This is a genomic window from Citrobacter sp. S39 (genome assembly GCF_009495675.1).
GTDB lineage: Bacteria > Pseudomonadota > Gammaproteobacteria > Enterobacterales > Enterobacteriaceae > Citrobacter > Citrobacter freundii.
The window spans coordinates 1820967-1839058 of record NZ_CP045555.1; the positions used below are offsets into that span (position 1 = coordinate 1820967).

At 53.9% G+C, this 18092-nt stretch carries 16 protein-coding genes and 1 other RNA gene; 10 read left to right on the forward strand and 7 right to left on the reverse strand.

Annotated features, from left to right (window positions below; translation table 11 throughout):
- Positions 1-6: 6 nt before the first annotated feature.
- The 8 genes from GFB57_RS08645 to GFB57_RS08680 all read left to right on the forward strand — a co-directional run bounded on the left by GFB57_RS08645 (position 7) and on the right by GFB57_RS08680 (position 8341).
- Positions 7-1668: an acyl-CoA synthetase FdrA gene (locus GFB57_RS08645; protein WP_003027021.1), complete on the forward strand. Its 1662-nt coding sequence runs from the start codon at positions 7-9 to the stop codon at positions 1666-1668.
- A gap of 16 nt (positions 1669-1684) precedes the next feature.
- Positions 1685-2947, forward strand: a complete 1263-nt coding sequence (locus GFB57_RS08650) for a DUF1116 domain-containing protein (protein WP_003027019.1) — start codon at positions 1685-1687, stop codon at positions 2945-2947.
- Between the two features lie 38 nt (positions 2948-2985).
- Complete coding sequence (locus GFB57_RS08655) at positions 2986-3858, forward strand: DUF2877 domain-containing protein (protein ID WP_071524481.1); 873 nt, start codon at positions 2986-2988, stop codon at positions 3856-3858.
- A complete protein-coding gene (allS, locus tag GFB57_RS08660) occupies positions 3776-4708 on the forward strand; it encodes an HTH-type transcriptional activator AllS (RefSeq protein WP_003027010.1) in 933 nt (310 codons plus the stop codon). The genes GFB57_RS08655 and allS overlap by 83 nt, the downstream gene beginning before the upstream one ends.
- Before the next feature lie 126 nt (positions 4709-4834).
- The gene (locus tag GFB57_RS08665; RefSeq protein WP_003027007.1) at positions 4835-5695 is read left to right on the forward strand and encodes a small-conductance mechanosensitive channel MscS; all 861 of its coding nucleotides are present in this window, start codon (positions 4835-4837) and stop codon (positions 5693-5695) included.
- 150 nt (positions 5696-5845) lie between these two features.
- Positions 5846-6481, forward strand: coding sequence for an arginine exporter ArgO (gene argO, locus GFB57_RS08670; RefSeq protein ID WP_003027005.1), 636 nt, complete (start codon positions 5846-5848; stop codon positions 6479-6481).
- Positions 6482-6574: 93 nt separating this feature from the next.
- Positions 6575-7321, forward strand: coding sequence for an oxidative stress defense protein (locus tag GFB57_RS08675; RefSeq protein WP_003027002.1), 747 nt, complete (start codon positions 6575-6577; stop codon positions 7319-7321).
- Between the two features lie 123 nt (positions 7322-7444).
- Positions 7445-8341, forward strand: coding sequence for a LysR family transcriptional regulator (locus GFB57_RS08680; RefSeq protein ID WP_003026999.1), 897 nt, complete (start codon positions 7445-7447; stop codon positions 8339-8341).
- Here the strand turns inward: GFB57_RS08680 and GFB57_RS08685 are convergent.
- The 5 genes from GFB57_RS08685 to argP all read right to left on the reverse strand — a co-directional run bounded on the left by GFB57_RS08685 (position 8338) and on the right by argP (position 14882).
- Positions 8338-9804: an acetyl-CoA hydrolase/transferase family protein gene (locus GFB57_RS08685; RefSeq protein ID WP_003026996.1), complete on the reverse strand. Its 1467-nt coding sequence runs from the start codon at positions 9802-9804 to the stop codon at positions 8338-8340. The two genes, GFB57_RS08680 and GFB57_RS08685, sit on opposite strands and share 4 nt — an antisense overlap.
- A 24-nt stretch (positions 9805-9828) precedes the next feature.
- On the reverse strand, positions 9829-10614 hold the full coding sequence (scpB, locus tag GFB57_RS08690; protein WP_003026994.1) for a methylmalonyl-CoA decarboxylase: 786 nt from the start codon (positions 10612-10614) through the stop codon (positions 9829-9831).
- 10 nt (positions 10615-10624) lie between these two features.
- Complete coding sequence (gene meaB / locus GFB57_RS08695; protein WP_003026992.1) at positions 10625-11620, reverse strand: methylmalonyl Co-A mutase-associated GTPase MeaB; 996 nt, start codon at positions 11618-11620, stop codon at positions 10625-10627.
- Positions 11613-13757 carry a methylmalonyl-CoA mutase gene (scpA, locus tag GFB57_RS08700; protein ID WP_003838245.1) on the reverse strand — a complete coding sequence of 715 codons (2145 nt, stop codon included), beginning with the start codon at positions 13755-13757 and terminating at the stop codon, positions 11613-11615. The genes meaB and scpA overlap by 8 nt, the downstream gene beginning before the upstream one ends.
- A gap of 231 nt (positions 13758-13988) precedes the next feature.
- Positions 13989-14882 (reverse strand): DNA-binding transcriptional regulator ArgP, encoded by an 894-nt coding sequence (argP, locus tag GFB57_RS08705; protein WP_003026988.1) that lies wholly within the window; start codon positions 14880-14882, stop codon positions 13989-13991.
- Positions 14883-15052: 170 nt separating this feature from the next.
- On the opposite strand from argP, the gene rpiA reads away from it, so the two are divergent.
- Complete coding sequence (gene rpiA / locus GFB57_RS08710; protein ID WP_290366959.1) at positions 15053-15712, forward strand: ribose-5-phosphate isomerase RpiA; 660 nt, start codon at positions 15053-15055, stop codon at positions 15710-15712.
- A gap of 271 nt (positions 15713-15983) precedes the next feature.
- Positions 15984-17216: a phosphoglycerate dehydrogenase gene (gene serA, locus GFB57_RS08715; protein ID WP_003026984.1), complete on the forward strand. Its 1233-nt coding sequence runs from the start codon at positions 15984-15986 to the stop codon at positions 17214-17216.
- Between the two features lie 50 nt (positions 17217-17266).
- On the opposite strand, the gene GFB57_RS08720 is transcribed toward serA, so the two are convergent.
- Both GFB57_RS08720 and ssrS read right to left on the reverse strand, forming a co-directional pair.
- Complete coding sequence (locus GFB57_RS08720) at positions 17267-17863, reverse strand: 5-formyltetrahydrofolate cyclo-ligase (protein WP_003026982.1); 597 nt, start codon at positions 17861-17863, stop codon at positions 17267-17269.
- A gap of 19 nt (positions 17864-17882) precedes the next feature.
- Positions 17883-18066: non-coding RNA, 6S RNA (gene ssrS, locus GFB57_RS08725), on the reverse strand.
- Positions 18067-18092 lie beyond the last annotated feature (26 nt).

An 18092-nucleotide genomic window follows, 5' to 3' on the forward strand; every position in this document is an offset into this window, starting at 1 on the left:
GCGGTAATGATTTACGCCTTTATTAAAAAGGGAAGTTTTCAGGATTCCGTCAGCCTGATGATCATTTCCCGAAAACTTAGTGAACGCCCGGAAGTTGATCAGGTTTCAGTCATGATGGGAACGCCAGCCAATAAATCGATGCTGGATTCCACAGGGTTCTGGCACGACGACTTTGCTGACGCCACCCCAAACGATATTTGCGTCGCGGTCCGAACTGAAGGCGAAGAGCCTGGGATAATGGATTTGATCCGTGAGCAACTGGAAAAAGAGCTGAACGCGATTGCCAGTGCGTCTGGGAGCTCGCATCAACTGGTTAAAGCACGCCGCTTCGAAAGTGCGTGTCAGAAATTGCCTCAGGCTAATCTGTTGCTGGTTTCGGTCGCAGGGGAGTATGCCGCGTCCGTTGCCAGAGAGGGGCTGCTGGCCAACAAAAACGTGATGCTCTTTTCCGATAACGTACCGCTGGAACAAGAAGTTGAGCTGAAAACGCTGGCACGCGAGCGCGGGCTTCTCGTCATGGGGCCAGACTGCGGAACGGCGATGATAGCCGGCAGCCCATTAGCTTTCGCTAACGTACTCCCTGAAGGTGGGATTGGCGTGATTGGCGCGTCAGGTACTGGGATTCAGGAAATTACTTCGCAGATTGCGCTACACCAGCAGGGTGTGAGTCACGCTATCGGTCTGGGTGGTCGCGACCTGAGTGCCGATGTTGGTGGTATCAGCGCATTGGCTGCGCTGGAGATGCTGGCTACAGATGATGCCACGCAGGTGATTGCGTTTGTCTCCAAACCTCCGTCGCCGCAGGTGCGAACCCGCATTATTGCCGCAATGCAAAACGTCGGTAAACCGGTTGTCGCACTGTTTCTGGGAAGCAAGCAGGAGCAGCGTCGCGAAGGTAACGTTTGGTTGGCGAATTCACTTTCTGATGCTGCGCAACTGGCGGTATTGCTGATGCGTGTGGCGCAGCAGAGACAGATTCAACCGGAAGTAGCAGGTAAAGGTATTTATGGCCTTTATGCTGGCGGCACGCTGGCAGCTGAAGCCGCTATGTTGCTCTCTGCCGGGCTGGGAGTACCCGTTAGCGAAAGCCACGACCAGGGAGTGATGCTGGAAGGCGGAGGCCATCGCATTGTCGACCTCGGGGACGACAGCTACACCCTGGGCAGACCGCATCCGATGATTGACCCGACGACTCGCAGTATTGAGATCGAAAAACTGGCCGCGTTGCCGGATGTGGGCGTACTGCTTCTGGATGTGGTGCTGGGCTATGGCGCTTGTGCTGACCCGGCTGGAGCGGTTGTTGAGGCGGTAGAGTCGGTGCGAGCCAAACGTGCCGCCCCGCTGGTGGTGATTGCCACTCTGACCGGAACCGATGCCGATCCGCAGGGGCGCAGTGGGCAGGCGGAGATACTTCGCGAGGCTGGGATAGCGGTGGTAGAAACGCTGGAAGAGGCAGTTTTACTCGCCGTCAACCTGACACATCACCAGGAACGTAGCATCCCGGCATCCCATAGCGCACTCCTTGACGGCGTACAGGTCATTAACGCCGGATTACGCAGCTTTGCGCTGGATCTGCAAAGCAGCGGTACGCCGGTTGTGCATTATCAGTGGGCGCCTGTTGCCGGTGGCAACGCCCGTCTTGCCAGTTTACTCAAACAGTTACACTAAGTTCAGAGGTACGGATATGTATTCATCTATTGCACAGGCCAACGAAGCCATTATCGAACGAATTAAAGCCGCGCGTCCCCACTGGGTTGCTGTGCGCCCTGCAAAAGAAGCGGTGGCCGAATTGTCTTCTGGACGCAAATTAATGCACGCTGGTCCGCCGATCGCCTGGGAAGAGATGACCGGCCCAATGCGCGGAGCCTGCATTGGCGCATCATTGTTTGAAGGCTGGGCGGTGACGGAAGAAGATGCCGTGCGGATGCTGGAGCAGGGTGAAGTTGATTTTATCCCCTGCCATCACGTTGGCGCGGTAGGTCCGATGGGAGGAATCACCTCCGCTAATATGCCGGTGCTGGTGGTGCGCGACGTTGTGCATGGTAACCAGTCCTGCTGCAACCTCAATGAAGGTATTGGCAAAGTGATGCGTTTTGGCGCCTACGGTGATGACGTGCAAAAGCGCTTGCGCTGGATGCGCGACACGCTGGCGCCAGTACTACAGGAAGCGCTCTCGCAGATGGAAAACGGCGTCGATCTGACGGCAATGATGGCGCAGGCCATCACCATGGGCGATGAGTTCCACCAGCGTAATATTGCCGCCTCTTCTCTGTTACTGCGTACACTCTCTCCGGTGATCGCTGGCCTGGATCGTCCGAAGACGGAAATCATTGAAGTGCTGCAATTCCTGAGCGTCACTGACCAGTTCTTCCTCAACCTGGCGATGGCCTACAGTAAAGCTGTGATGGATGCCGCGGCGGAAATTAAGGCAGGCTCGGTGGTCACCGCTATGACGCGTAATGGTCGTGATTTCGGCATTCGCGTGAGCGGAACCGGCGATCGCTGGTTTACCGCGCCGGTAAATACGCCGCAGGGTTTGTTCTTTACCGGCTATAGCCAGGCTGATGCGAATCCGGATATCGGCGACAGCGCCATCACGGAAACATTAGGGATTGGCGGTGCGGCAATGATTGCGGCGCCGGGCGTAACGCGCTTCGTCGGCGCGGGTGGTATGGGCGCGGCGCTGGAAACCTCAGAAGAGATGGCGGAGATTTATCTTGCCAACAACCCGCTGTTTCAGATCCCCTCATGGGATTTCAAAGGGGCATGTCTGGGGCTGGATGTCCGCCGTGTAGTCGAAACAGGGATTACGCCACTGATTAACACCGGCATCGCACATAAAGATGCGGGGATTGGTCAGGTGGGGGCGGGAACCGTACGCGCACCGCTGCTCTGTTTTGAAAAAGCGCTTGAAGCTCTGGCCGAACTACATCACATCACCGCCTGATATTGAAGGGGCGGCAAAACCGCCCCTGAGTATTACAAATGAAGACAATTTATGCTCTAGCCTGCGCCGGGTTTTATCGGCTTCCCGATGGCGAATGGAGACGGCATAGCCGTTTTTCGCAGGCGATTAACTTTTGGCGTCCTGAGGGGGAGTTATTGACGTTGCTTCGCCACGGAAAAGGGATGGGGCCGACAGCCGTATTGCTGAGTACCGCGCAGTTTCCCCACGTGGCTCAGATTGAATGGCTAAGCAAACAAGGAAATATCCTGCGAGGGAGAAACATCACAATTTGCCCGCGTCGCATACTGCAATTGCCAATGAACTCCATCGCCATTGCCCCTGTCGACCTCTCTTTTTGTACGCAACACAGTGGCCTCTGTGGAGCGCTAAATCAACCGCTTCACACGATGTCGCACTATTCTGAGATTATTAAGCAGCTTGATTGTTGGTATTGCGGCATGACCCCCGACTGGAGCTGGCTGATCGGATGTGGACCTGGGCTGACGCCTAGCGGTGATGACATGCTGACTGGCATGCTGGCCGTACTGTATGCCGCAGGGTTTTCTGAGCAACTTCAGTATTTTTTACCTCCGGGGGCTCAGCTGGCAAAACTCACTACATCAGTAAGTTGCAGCTATTTGAACAGCGCCAGAGTGGGAGAGTTTTCTACATCAGTGCAGAAGGTCATACGCGGTTTACAACCGGGGCGTGAGTCTTATTTTGCAATTGCGCATCTGCTTGCTGTTGGTCATACCTCGGGAGCAGATATATTGCTAGGGATAGCAATAGCTCAACAGTGGTTACAGAGGAACGATCCAAGGAGAATGCATGCTCGATCAGGAAACAATACGCACTTTTATTTGGGTTGCAGAGACGGAGAGTTTTTCCCGCGCAGCCAGCTCACTCCATAAAACGCCAGCGGCGATCAGCTATCGTATCAAAACGCTTGAGGAGCAGGTGGGGACTCAGCTCTTCATGCGCACCACGCGCACTGTCAGCCTGACGTTGGCCGGACAGCATTTGCTTGAGCATTGTCGACAGTGGCTCAACTGGCTGGATGCGATGCCGGATGAACTTCAGCAAATCAATGCGGGCGTTGAAAGGCAGGTGAATATTGTAATCAATAATTTGCTATATCAGCCGCAAACCACAGCGGATTTGCTGACCTGGCTGCATCAACAATTCCCCTTTACCCGATTCCAGATTTCCCGGCAGGTGTATATGGGCGTCTGGGATTCACTGTTGTATGACGATTTCCAGTTAGCGATTGGCGTTACCGGTTCGGAGTCGCTATCCAATAATATTTCTCTGTTGCCGCTCGGTGATATCAGCTGGCAGTTTGTGGTGGCGCAGAATCATCCTTTGGCTCTCCACCCCGCGTCTGTACTGTCAGATGATATGCTACGTCGATACCCAGCGATTAATATTGAAGATACCTCACGTACCCTCACGCGTCGGGTCGCCTGGTTGCTTAGTGGACAAAAGGAGATAAAAGTCCCAGATCTTAGCACCAAGCTGGCCTGTCATTTAAGCGGCCTTGGCGTCGGTTTTTTACCGGAGAGGATGTGTCGTCCTTATGTTGAGTCTGGAGCATTGGTTGCCCGTGAGGTCATCAATCCACGCCAACCGTCACCGCTCTCTATCGCCTGGAAGAATGCAGGTAGCGGAAAGGTGGTCAGTGAAATTGCCGAAATCTTTAAGCAGAAAGATTCACTGGTCAGCGGGTTCTTGCGGATGATTGATCAACCAACCGAGCATTGAATTTACGAATGCTTTTATTGGATCATGTTGAAAAATGGCATGTTCGGTCTTTTTTGTTTACCTTTAGTACAGTGTTTTTGTGAGAATGATCTCATGAATTTTTTTGACATGACCAAGGAATACTAAATGGAAGATTTGAATGTTGTCGACAGCATAAACGGTGCGGGCACCTGGCTGGTGCGCAACCAGGAACTGCTGTTGAGCTATGCCGTCAACATCGTTGCGGCCATCGCGATTGTCATTATCGGTATGATCGTGGCGCGCATTGTATCAAATACCGTTAACCGCCTGATGCTGGCGCGTAAAATTGATGCCACTGTTGCCGACTTCCTCTCTGCACTGGTGCGTTACGGCATTATCGCTTTCACGCTGATTGCCGCTCTGGGCCGCGTTGGGGTGCAAACAGCCTCCGTGATCGCCGTTCTCGGTGCCGCAGGTTTAGCCGTCGGTCTGGCGCTGCAAGGTTCGCTGTCCAACCTCGCCGCAGGTGTCCTGCTGGTAATGTTCCGTCCGTTCCGTGCGGGTGAGTATGTCGATCTCGGCGGCGTAGCGGGAACCGTGCTCAACGTGCAGATTTTCTCCACCACCATGCGTACCGTTGACGGTAAGATTGTAGTGATCCCGAACGGTAAAATTATTGCCGGGAACATCATTAACTTCTCTCGTGAGCCGGTTCGTCGTAACGAATTTATTATCGGCGTGGCTTACGACTCCGATATCGATCAGGTGAAAAAAATCCTCACCGATATCATTCAGTCGGAAGATCGCATTCTTAAAGACCGTGAAATGACGGTACGCCTGAATGAGCTGGGGGCTTCCTCAATTAATTTTGTGGTACGCGTCTGGAGCAACAGCAGCGATCTGCAAAGCGTCTACTGGGATGTGCTGGAACGCATTAAGCGCGAGTTCGATGCCAACGGCATCAGCTTCCCGTATCCGCAGATGGATGTGAACTTCAAGCGTGTGAAAGAGCGCGCGGCAGAGTAATTACGCGCCCGGAGGCGCTATCGCTTTCCGGGCCGATAAAAACTTTCTTTCCATTAATTTCCCTAATCTACGATTAAAATTATCCATTTCCGCTAATGTTTTCCCCGCGCTATAGTCTGCTCCTAAGAGAAACAGTTCGGGATGATTAACGTGTTATCGTATTACTTTCAAGGGCTTGCACTTGGTGCGGCCATGATTCTTCCGCTTGGTCCGCAAAACGCCTTCGTGATGAACCAGGGCATTCGCCGCCAGTATCACATCATGATTGCTTTACTCTGTGCTATCAGCGATTTAGTGCTGATTTGTGCGGGGATCTTTGGCGGTAGCGCCTTGTTGATGCAGTCACCATGGCTGATGGCGCTGGTCACCTGGGGTGGGGTGGCTTTTTTACTCTGGTACGGTTTCGGGGCGTTAAAAACGGCGATGAGCAGTAACCTGGAATTGGCCAGTGCCGAGGTGATGAAGCAGGGCCGCTGGAAAATCATTGCTACTATGCTGGCGGTGACATGGCTCAATCCCCATGTTTACCTGGATACCTTTGTGGTGCTGGGGAGTCTGGGGGGGCAACTGGACGTTGAGCCGAAGCGCTGGTTTGCGCTGGGAACCGTCAGCGCTTCGTTCCTGTGGTTCTTCGGTCTGGCATTGTTGGCGGCCTGGCTGGCTCCGCGTCTGCGCACTGCTAAAGCGCAGCGCATCATCAATACGCTGGTAGGATTAGTGATGTGGTTTATTGCTTTTCAACTGGCAAAAGAAGGTGTTGCGCACGTTCATGCGTTGTTCAACTAAGTGTTGTCTGATGGACAACGCAGCGAGATCGTCTAAGCTTGCCTGCATGTGCCCTGAGTTTCGGGGTAATTATTGAAACATGGAGGAACGACCGTGAAGTTCAAAATAATGGCCCTGGCGGCATTAGTCGGATTCAGCGCACTATCGGTACAGGCAAATGAGTTGCCAAATGGACCGCACATCGTGACTTCCGGAACAGCAAGTGTGGATGCGACACCAGACATCGCTACGCTGGCAATTGAAGTGAACGTTGCTGCCAAGGATGCGGCTTCAGCGAAGAAGCAGGCCGATGAGCGCGTGGCGCAATATCTGTCCTTCCTTGAACAGAACCAGATAGCGAAGAAAGACATTAGCGCTGCAAACCTGCGTACCCAGCCGGATTACGACTACCAGAACGGTAAAAGTATCCTCAAAGGGTATCGTGCGGTGCGCACCGTTGAAGTCACGCTGCGCCAGCTGGACAAACTTAACGCTCTGCTCGATGGCGCGCTGAAGGCTGGTCTGAATGAGATCCGTTCGGTATCGCTTGGTGTTGCCCAACCGGATGCTTACAAAGATAAAGCGCGTAAAGCGGCAATTGATGATGCCATTCATCAGGCAGAACAACTGGCTGCGGGCTTCAATAGCAAACTTGGCCCGGTGTACAGCGTGCGCTACCACGTTTCCAATTATCAGCCGAGCCCGATGGTACGGATGATGAAAGCCGATGCCGCACCTGCTGCTTCTGCTCAGGAAACCTACGAACAGCCGGTTATTCAGTTTGACGATCAGGTTGATGTCGTCTTCCAGATTGAGCCGACGGCGGGGCAACCAGCCGCAACGCCAGCCAAAACTCAGTAATTGTTGCAGACCCGGCTTTCCAGCCGGGTTTTTTCTGTGAGCAACTGTAAAAATGAGACTTCACATCCGGTCTTTTTTTTTGCCGTAATGAGGATAGGCCATAGCGATTTTTAAGGGGACGCTATGGATATTTTTATCTCGAAAAAGATGCGTAATTTCATTCTGCTGGCGCAAACCAATAACATCGCCAGAGCGGCAGAAAAAATACATATGACCGCATCGCCCTTCGGTAAAAGCATTGCTGCACTGGAAGATCAAATCGGCTATACGCTGTTTACCCGCAAAGATAACAACATCAGCCTGAATAAAGCAGGACAAGAGCTGTATCAGAAGCTGTTTCCCGTTTATCAGCGCCTCTCTGCCATTGATAACGAAATCCATAACGCCTCTCGCCGCTCGCGGGAAATTGTTATCGGCATCGACAATACCTACCCAACGATTATTTTTGACCAGTTGATTAGCCTTGGTGACAAGTATGACGGTGTGACGGCTCAGGCCGTTGAATTCAGTGAGAATGGGGTGATTGATAACCTGTTTGATCGCAAACTGGATTTTATTATCTCGCCGCAGCACGTTTCCCCCCGCGTGCAGGAGCTGGAAAATCTGGCGATCAGCGAACTGCCTCCGCTGCGTCTGGGGTTTCTCGTTTCCCGGCGCTATGAAGAAAAACAGCCGCAGGATCTGCTGCGCGAGCTGCCCTGGCTGCAAATGCGCTTCCAGAATCGCGCCAACTTTGAGGCGATGCTGGATGCATACATGCGACCCTGCGGGATCAACCCGACGATTATCTATCGTCCGTACAGCTTTATGGCGAAGATTAGCGCGGTGGAGCGCGGGCAGTTTTTGACGGTGATCCCTCACTTCGCCTGGCGGCTGGTGAACCCGTCGACACTGAAATATTTCGACGCGCCCGGCAGCCCCATGTATATGCAGGAGTTTCTCTATTCGCTGAAAAATCATCGCTATACCGCCACCATGCTCCAGCATATTGCTGAAGATCGTGACGGTAGTGCAAGTTAACCTAGCATCGAGCCTGTTTCGAGAAGGTTGCGATGCAGATCGAACGCATGGCTGAGATCGTGATGGATATGCCCGCCGGGCGCTTTCTCCAGATAGCGGTGCAAGTAATCTCTGTAAAGCGGATGCGCACAGTTATTGATAATTGTGTGCGCCCGCTGCATCGGAGATAACCCACGCAGATCGGCAATCCCTTGTTCGGTCACGATCACTTTAACGCTATGTTCGCTGTGGTCGACATGGCTGCACATCGGTACGATGGTTGAGATTTTCCCGCCTTTGGCAATCGACGGCGCCATAAAGATAGACAGGTAGGCGTTGCGCTCGAAATCCCCGCTGCCGCCGATGCCGTTCATCAGGTTCACCCCCGCAACGTGCGTGGAATTGGCATGACCGTAGATATCAAACTCCAGACCGACGTTGAGCGCAATAACCCCCAGTCGACGGATGATTTCCGGGTTATTGGAGATCTCCTGCGGGCGCAATACAATCCGGCTGGCGAAGAAGTCCATGTTGTCGTAAATCTTCTGTAGCGACGGGGCTGAAATGGTCAGGCTGGAGGCGCTGGCACCGCTTATCTTGCCCGTTTCCAGCAGATGCACCACCGACTCCTGCAACACCTCCGAATACATCATAAAGGGCGGGATATCCGGGTTCTCGCCCAGTCGAGCCATTACCGCGTTGTTGATATTGCCCACCCCGCTTTGTAAGGGCAGAAACTCAGCTGGAATGCGTTTGTGCGCCATTTCTGCCAGCAGAAAAGAGACTACGTTATCGGCAATTTGTTGGCTGACCGGATTGGTTTTATCCGATGCATTTCCTGCATCGGGCAGTTCGGTATCCACCACCGCAACCACTTTTTTGGGGTCTATCTGTACGCACTGACTGCCTACGCGATCCATGGTATGAAAAATGGGTACGCTGTTACGCCGCGGCGGCGCACCGGGTATCACGATGTCGGCAAACTCCGCCACACGCGGATTATGGTAATGATTCAATTCAATGATCACTTTTTTCGCCCGCAGCAGCCAGGTGGGGGCATTACCGATACCGCTGGACAGCCAAATCCGGCCATCCGGCGCGATGGCTGAAGCTTCAATGACGGCAACATCGATCTCGCCAAAAAAGCCGTAATTAACCATTTGCGCCACTTCGCTCAAATGGAGATCGACAAACCTCACCTGGCCCTGATTAATTTTGTCGCGCAGGCCCGATGACGTTTGATAAGGCGCACGCCAGGAAACGGCATCCGCCGCGGATAGTACATCATCAGCGGCGGCGCCAATTGATGCTCCGGTCAGCAGGCGGATCTGAAAAGGCTGTCCGTTCTGATGCTGTTCGCAGGCGCGTTGGGCAATTGCGGTGGGTAACGCTTTTGGCGAACCCGCGGGGGTAAAGCCGCTAAACGCCACCATATCATCGTGCTGGATAATTTCTGCCGCCTGTTCGGCGCTCATCCGTTTCATGGCCGTCTCCTTCCTCAGACGTGATTAATGGCCGACAAAATTAGGTTTACGTTTTTCCATAAACGCGTTCATCCCTTCCTGATAATCCTCGCTGTCGTACACCGCGCGGCGCATGCCCTGAATGCGCTCGAACTCATCGGAATTCATGGTGTGCGCTTCACCCAGTACGCGCAGCTCTTCTTTAATGACAGCGATCGCCAGCGGCGCTTTCTCCGAGATGTGGTGCGCCATTTGCAGAGTGAAATCCTCCAGTTCGTCTACAGGAACCACATGGTTGAGGATCCCGACGGCCATCGCACGCTGAGCGGTAATCGGTGAGGCGGTAAAGATCAGCTCTTTCACGATGTGAAAACCGGCGTCGCGAGTCAGGTTGTGGATGCCGACCAGGTTATACGGCACGCCGAGGTTGACCGGGGTCATCGAGAAGGTGGATGTTTCAGCGGCGATGATCAGATCGGAACTCATGATCATCTCAAATGCGCCGCCCCAGACGCTGCCTTCAACCATAGAGATCACCGGTTTTGGATATTTTTGGATCATGCGGGTTATCTGACGCAGCGGATCGTCATAGGAGAGCGGATCGCGACGTCCGGTCGGGAGTTCATGAATATCATGCCCGGCAGAGAAAACTTTGGCTCCACTCGGAGCGCGCAGAATGATGCAGCGAATGTCCGCACGATTGAGATCGCTCAGCGCCTGCATCAGATCGTCAATAAACACTTTACTCAGGGCATTGAGCTTGCGGGCGTAATTGAACTCAATAACCGCGACTTTCTGGATGATGACCACGTTGACGTATTGATAAGACATAATGTTCTCTTTATTGAAAGTAATGATGTTGGATAAATTCGCTGATGTGCCGCAGACCGGTGCGCGGCGACAGATCGTTATTTTTGACGGCCTGTAGCGTCTGCTGGAAATAGCGGTCGAAATCAGTCCGCGCAAACAGCAGATGTAGGGCTTCTTCTTCAGCCTGCTGGTGTAACCAGTCCACCGCCTGCTGCTGGCGGACTTTTTCCAGTCGACCGCTGGCGGTAAGGCACGTTTTAAAGTCGGTTATCGCCTGCCAGACCTCCTCAATACCGCGTTTTTCCAGGGCGCTACAGGTCAGAACCAGCGGCTGCCACTCGTCATATTTACGGCGCAGAATATGCAGGGCGGATTCGTACATATGGCGGGCGATGGCCACGCTGGCATGGTTCTCGCCGTCGTCCTTATTGATGACGACCAGATCCGCCATTTCCATCAGGCCTTTTTTGATGCCTTGCAAATCGTCGCCACCGCCGGCGATTTGCAGTGAGATAAAGCAATCCACCATGCCTGCGACTTCGGTTTCTGACTGCCCAACGCCGACGGTTTCTACAATCACCACGTCAAAGCCAGCCGCTTCGCAAAGCAGCATTAATTCGCGGGCGCGCTGGCTGGCTCCGCCTAAATGACCGCTGGAAGGGACCGGGCGAATAAACGCAGATTCGGCGCGAGACAGCTCCGTCATGCGGGTTTTATCGCCAAGAATGCTGCCGCCGCTGACCGGGCTGCTGGGATCGACGGCGATCACCGCCACCCGTAATCCGTGACGGATTAACAGCATGCCGAATGCTTCCAGAAAGGTGCTTTTGCCCGCGCCCGGCGTACCGGTTATCCCCAAACGCAGGGCGTTACCGGTGAACGGTATAATTGCGTCCAGCAACTGCGTACTCAGCGGCTGGTGGCGCGGGTGGCTGCTTTCGACCAGCGTCATCGCCTGGGCGAGCGTTGCCCGTTCGCCAAGTCGCAAGCGACGGACGGTATCCTCAAGCGTGGCGGCGTTAATCATGATGCTGACTGATACGGGTTAACACATCGCGGACGCTGTCGAGCATTGGCGTGCCGGGGCCATAAATGGCTGCCACGCCATGCTCGTGCAGGAAGGCGTAATCCTGTGGCGGAATAACGCCTCCTGCTACCACGCAGATATCTTCACGCCCCCATTTTTTGAGCGCGGTAACCAGTTCCGGGATCAGCGTTTTATGACCCGCCGCCAGTGACGATGCGCCTATTACATGCACATCGTTTTCTACCGCCAAACGGGCGATCTCTTCTGGTGTGGAGAACATCGGACTGAGGTCAACATCGAAGCCGAGATCGGAGTAGGCGCTGGCGATCACTTTCGCGCCGCGATCGTGACCATCCTGGCCCATCTTGGCGATCAGAATCCTCGGTCGGCGACCATTTTCCGCGAGGAACTGTTCGGTTTGCGCAACGATGGCGTCGAACTCATCGGCGGATTTGTCGGACTGGTGATAGCTTTGCGCAATCACCCCGGTGACGCACTGGCTGGGAACCAGATAGCGGTCAAAAGCGGTTTCCAGCGCGTCGGAGATCTCACCGAGCGTGGCGCGAACGCGGGCGGCGTTAACGGCGGCGGCCAGCAGATTTTCATTATGCTGCGCGGCGTGGGTCAGCGCCGCGAGTGCGGCATTGACGGCATCTGTGTCGCGAGTTGCGCGGATATGCTGCAACGAGGCAATTTGCTCGTTGCGTACCTTCACGTTGTCGATTTCCAGTACCGACGTTTCGTCTTCTTTATCCAGCTTGTATTTGTTCACGCCGACGATAACGCGTTTACCCTGGTCGATCAGCGACTGCTCGCGCGCGGAAGCTTCTTCGATCATCCGTTTAGGGAGCCCGGCTTCGATCGCTTTCGCCATGCCGCCTGCCTCATCAATTTGTTTGATGATCGTGCGCGCTTGCTTCACGATTTGATCGGTGAGCGACTCGACGTAATACGATCCGGCCAGCGGATCGACGGTGCGGCAGATCTCTGACTCTTCCTGAATGATGATCTGTGTATTACGCGCGATGCGGGCGGAGAAATCGGTGGGTAGCCCGAGCGCCTCATCAAAGGCGTTGGTATGCAGAGACTGGGTGCCGCCAAGCGTAGCGCCGAGCGCTTCAATGGTCGTGCGGATCACGTTGTTGTAAGGATCCTGCTCGGTCAGACTCCAGCCGGAGGTCTGGCAGTGGGTACGCAGAGCGAGAGATTTCGGGTTGTTTGCGCCAAAACCGCTGACTGCTTCACTCCACAAATAGCGAGCCGCACGCAGCATGGCGACGTTCATAAACAGATCCATGCCAATGCCGAAGAAGAATGACAGGCGCGGCGCGAAGTCATCAATTTTCAGCCCGGCAGACAGCGCGGCTTTGATGTACTCAATGCCGTCAGCCAGCGTAAATGCCACCTGCTGGACGCAGTTCGCCCCGGCTTCCCCCATGTGATAACCGCTGATACTGATGGTGTTATAGCGCGGCATATTGGCGGAACACCAGGCGATGATGTCGGCGATGATGCGCATTGAAGGTTTTGGCGGGTAAATGTAGGTGTTGCGGCACAGATACTCTTTCAGAATATCGTTCTGAATGGTCCCGGTGAGTTGCTCCGGCGTTACGCCTTGTTCTTCTGCAGCGACGATATAAAACGCCAGTACCGGCAGCACCGCGCCGTTCATGGTCATTGATACCGACATCTTATCCAGCGGAATTTGGTCGAACAGCACCTTCATATCTTCGACAGTATCGATCGCCACGCCCGCTTTGCCGACGTCACCTGCCACGCGCGGGTTGTCAGAGTCATAGCCGCGATGGGTGGCAAGGTCAAAGGCGACGGAAAGTCCTTTTTGCCCGGCGGCGAGGTTGCGGCGGTAAAAGGCGTTGGACTCTTTGGCGGTAGAGAAACCAGCGTACTGGCGAATGGTCCACGGCTGCGCGGTATACATGGTGGCGCGCGGGCCACGCACGTAAGGCGGTAGGCCGGGAAGAGTGCCCGTGACTTCCAGATTATCGAGGTCCGCTTCAGTGTATAGCGGCTTGATGGCAATTCCTTCCGCCGTCTGTCTTTCCAGCGATTCGACGGTTTTTTCCCGTCGACTGAGTTCTTTATTAGCGAGTGTTTGCCACTCCTGCACATTTGCCATTTTTTGCTCCGTATTACGCAATAAGTTGAATCTTTGCGGATACGGTGAGCTTTTTCATTTGGCTTGTCGCCAGCAAAAAATAGCCAACAGGGCGTCGTTTTTTGCCGCATGGCATGTTTTATTTTGTGATTTATTTCAAAGACGTGGCGGGAATAGCATGAAAAGAGGGTAAGGATTGTCGGCCGGATAAGGCGTTACGCCACCATCCGGCACTCTGGAGCAATAAACGGTTTAATCCTGACGCAACACCTTGTGCCCGTATTCCAGCAGCGCGTCGGTAACGTTGCGCATCATGCGGCTTTCCGGTGCAAAACGGTGCCAGTACAGCATCCGACGCTGGAACAGACCTGGCGTTAAATCGATCAGCTCGCCGCTTTCCAGCTCTTTCTCAATCTGTAAGTGTGGGATCATGCAGCAGGTGGTGCCCTGACGCGCCAACTGGACGAAGGCTTCAGAAGAGTTAACGATGTGGCACGGCACGCTTCCCGGCGGCAGGTCGAAGTTTTGTTGCAGGAACGCCTGATGCATATCATCAAGATGGTCAAACGCTACCGCCGGGGCTTTCAGCAGGGCGGAGCGGGTGACGCCGTTAGGGAAATAACGTTCGGCGAAAGGTTTGGAGCCAACAAACAGGTAGTCCAGCGCGCCAAGTTTATCCACCAGACAGCTTGGCAGCGCCTGATGTTGGATACTCACCGCACCGACCACTTCACCACGACGCAGACGTTCCTGGGTGCGCGTTTCATCCTCAACCTGCAGGTTCAGCCGAATCGGTGAATTGGCCAGTACCGGGGCTAACGCCGGAAGCAACCAGGTCGCCAGACTGTCGGCGTTCACTGCCAGTGAGAGCAGCAGCGGCGTCGATCCGGTTTGTTCATCACCCAGCCACTCGTCTTCCAGCAGTTCAACCTGACGCAAAAGTGCCAGTAGTTTCTGCCCCTGTTCGGTTGGGCGTGGTGGTACGGTACGCACCAGCAGCGGTTGTCCGAACATATTCTCAAGCTGTTTTATGCGCTGTGAAACCGCGGATTGCGTGATGCACAGCTTTTGCGCCGCGCGCTCAAATCCTCGTTCACGAATAACCGCATCCAGTGCTTGTAGTGTTCTGTAGTCCGGACGTTTCATTGCTTTGACGCACTCCTGAAAATTTTGCTTGTTCTGCACTATGACACAAATTTAGGTTGGGTAAAGACGAAATCCGCCGCTTGCGAGCGGGTGTGGGGACATTTTTCTGCACAATGTTCTATAATGCGCGTGAATTTTCCCACCATATTCACACCACAGGCGAAACGATCATGACGCAGGATGAACTGAAAAAAGCAGTAGGATGGGCGGCACTTCAGTATGTACAGCCCGGTACCATTGTGGGCGTAGGTACAGGTTCAACAGCCGCACACTTTATTGATGCGCTGGGCACAATGAAAGGTCAGATTGAAGGTGCTGTGTCCAGTTCGGACGCTTCAACCGAAAAACTCAAAAGCCTTGGCATCCACGTGTTCGATCTTAACGAAGTTGATAGTCTCGGCGTATACGTTGACGGCGCGGATGAAATCAACGGCCATATGCAGATGATCAAGGGCGGCGGTGCAGCGTTGACCGGTGAAAAAATCATTGCTTCCGTGGCGAAGAAATTTATCTGCATCGCGGATGCGTCCAAAGAAGTCGACATTCTCGGCAACTTCCCGCTGCCGGTTGAAGTGATCCCAATGGCGCGCAGCGCTGTGGCTCGCCAGTTGGTGAAGCTGGGCGGTCGTCCTGAATACCGTCAGGGCGTAGTGACGGACAACGGCAACGTGATCCTTGATGTACACGGTCTGGAGATCCTTGACGCCGTGGCCATGGAAAACGCCATCAATGCGATTCCGGGCGTGGTAACCGTCGGTCTGTTTGCCAACCGTGGTGCGGATGTCGCGCTGATCGGTACCCCAGACGGCGTGAAAACTATCGTAAAATGATCTGATGGGAGTGTCTTCTCCCGTTAAAAAAATTTTGGCAGGGCAAATTTGGTGACTTGTGTCACGTTTATAATATTGTCCTGCCGATCTCTCCAAAGAAAAAGTTATCGCCAGTATTTTCCTCTGACATTTCTCTCTGAATGACATTTCTTCAGCACGGCGACGCAAACGTTCATATTGCCGCAATATTATTTTTTGATATGTTGAAGAGGCGGATGAAAATCCCACACACAACACATCAGTTTGAACAAAAAAAGACAGGGTCGGGGAAATGGCAAAGGTATCACTGGAGAAAGATAAGATTAAATTTCTGCTGGTAGAAGGCGTGCATCAAAAAGCACTCGAAAGCCTTCGTGCAGCAGGTTATACCAACATCGAGTTTCACAAAGGCGCTCTGGACACTGAACAACTGAAAGAGTCCATCCGTGATGCCCACTTCATTGGCCTGCGATCCCGTACCCATCTGACTGAAGATGTGATTGACGCCGCAGAGAAACTGGTCGCGATTGGCTGCTTCTGTATCGGCACCAACCAGGTTGATCTGACTGCTGCGGCAAAGCGCGGGATCCCCGTGTTTAACGCGCCATTCTCTAACACGCGTTCCGTTGCGGAACTGGTGATTGGCGAACTGCTTCTCCTGCTACGCGGTGTACCCGAAGCGAACGCCAAAGCACACCGCGGCGTGTGGAACAAACTGGCTACCGGCTCCTTTGAAGCGCGTGGCAAAAAACTGGGGATCATCGGTTACGGCCACATTGGTACTCAGCTAGGCATTCTGGCGGAATCGCTGGGGATGCATGTCTATTTCTATGATATTGAAAATAAACTCCCACTCGGCAACGCCACGCAGGTGCAGCATCTTTCCGACCTGCTCAATATGAGCGACGTGGTCAGTTTGCACGTACCGGAAAATGCCTCCACCAAAAATCTGATGGGCGCGCGTGAGATTGCGTTGATGAAACCAGGCGCGCTGCTGATTAACGCCGCACGTGGTACGGTTGTTGATATTCCTGCGCTGTGCGACGCGTTAGCGACCAAGCACCTGGCAGGGGCGGCAATCGACGTATTCCCAACCGAGCCGGCAACCAACAGCGATCCTTTCACTTCGCCGCTGTGTGATTTCGACAACGTGATCCTGACGCCGCACATTGGTGGTTCAACGCTGGAAGCGCAGGAAAACATCGGTCTGGAAGTGGCTGGGAAACTGACCAAGTATTCCGATAACGGCTCTACGCTGTCTGCAGTTAACTTCCCGGAAGTTTCGCTGCCGCTACACGGCGGTCGTCGTCTGATGCACATTCACGAAAACCGTCCGGGCGTACTGACCGCGCTGAACCAGATTTTTGCCGAGCAGGGCGTCAACATTGCCGCACAGTATCTGCAGACTTCCGCACAGGTAGGTTACGTGGTTATTGATATTGAAGCGGATGAAGATGTGGCGGAGAAAGCGTTGCTGGCGATGAAAGCCCTCCCGGGTACCATTCGTGCTCGTCTGCTGTACTGATTTCCTCTACATGGGCAGGCTGCTGGCCTGCCCGCATGTTCCATGTTTTCCTACCACGCCCAAATTTTGGACGGCGTCACCACCGCAGGCAGCGGGATATCCCATTCTTCAACAGGCAGCTTTTCTACTCGCTGACAATCGTGCGCGTAGCCTACGGGCTGGATCTTATGCTGCTGCCAGTTTTGTAGCGTGCGGTCATAAAATCCGCCGCCCATGCCCAGGCGTTGTCCATATTCATCAAACGCCACTAACGGCGTAATCAGTACATCCAGCTGTGACAGCGGTAATACGTCACGTACATCAAGTCGTGGTTCCTGGATCTTTAAGCGATTGGTTACCAGGTCGCTATGCGGATGATAGTGCAGGAACAGCAAATTACCGGCGCTGAAGGGATGAAGAACCGGAAGATAAACGCGCTTGCCCGCTCGCCACAGCTGATCTATTAGCGGCTGGGTATCGAGTTCGCCATCGAACGAGAGGAATACTGCCACCGTATGAGCGAGTACAACAGGGGGAAAGCTGAGCATTCGGGTCGCGGCTTGCTGACCGTATTGTCGTTGCTGTTCGGAGGTAAGCGCACGACGACGCTGCCGAATCAGTTGACGAATTTCTTGCCGGGATAAAGGGAGTTCAGAAAGTAATGTCATGGCTATTGCCAGGTAGAAGGGAATCTCCGAGATGCCGCCGCAGGCTGTAACCCTTGAACCCTTGGTTCAAGGTGAATGTGTCGTCACAGTTTTAAGGCTTCTCGGACGGGCCGAGCATGCTCACCAACCGTGGAGCGCCACATTCTTGTGGTATGAAATATCGGCTCAGGGGACTGGCCCGCTTGCAAACATCTCAGAGAAATTTTGTCTTCACGGTCACTCTACCACA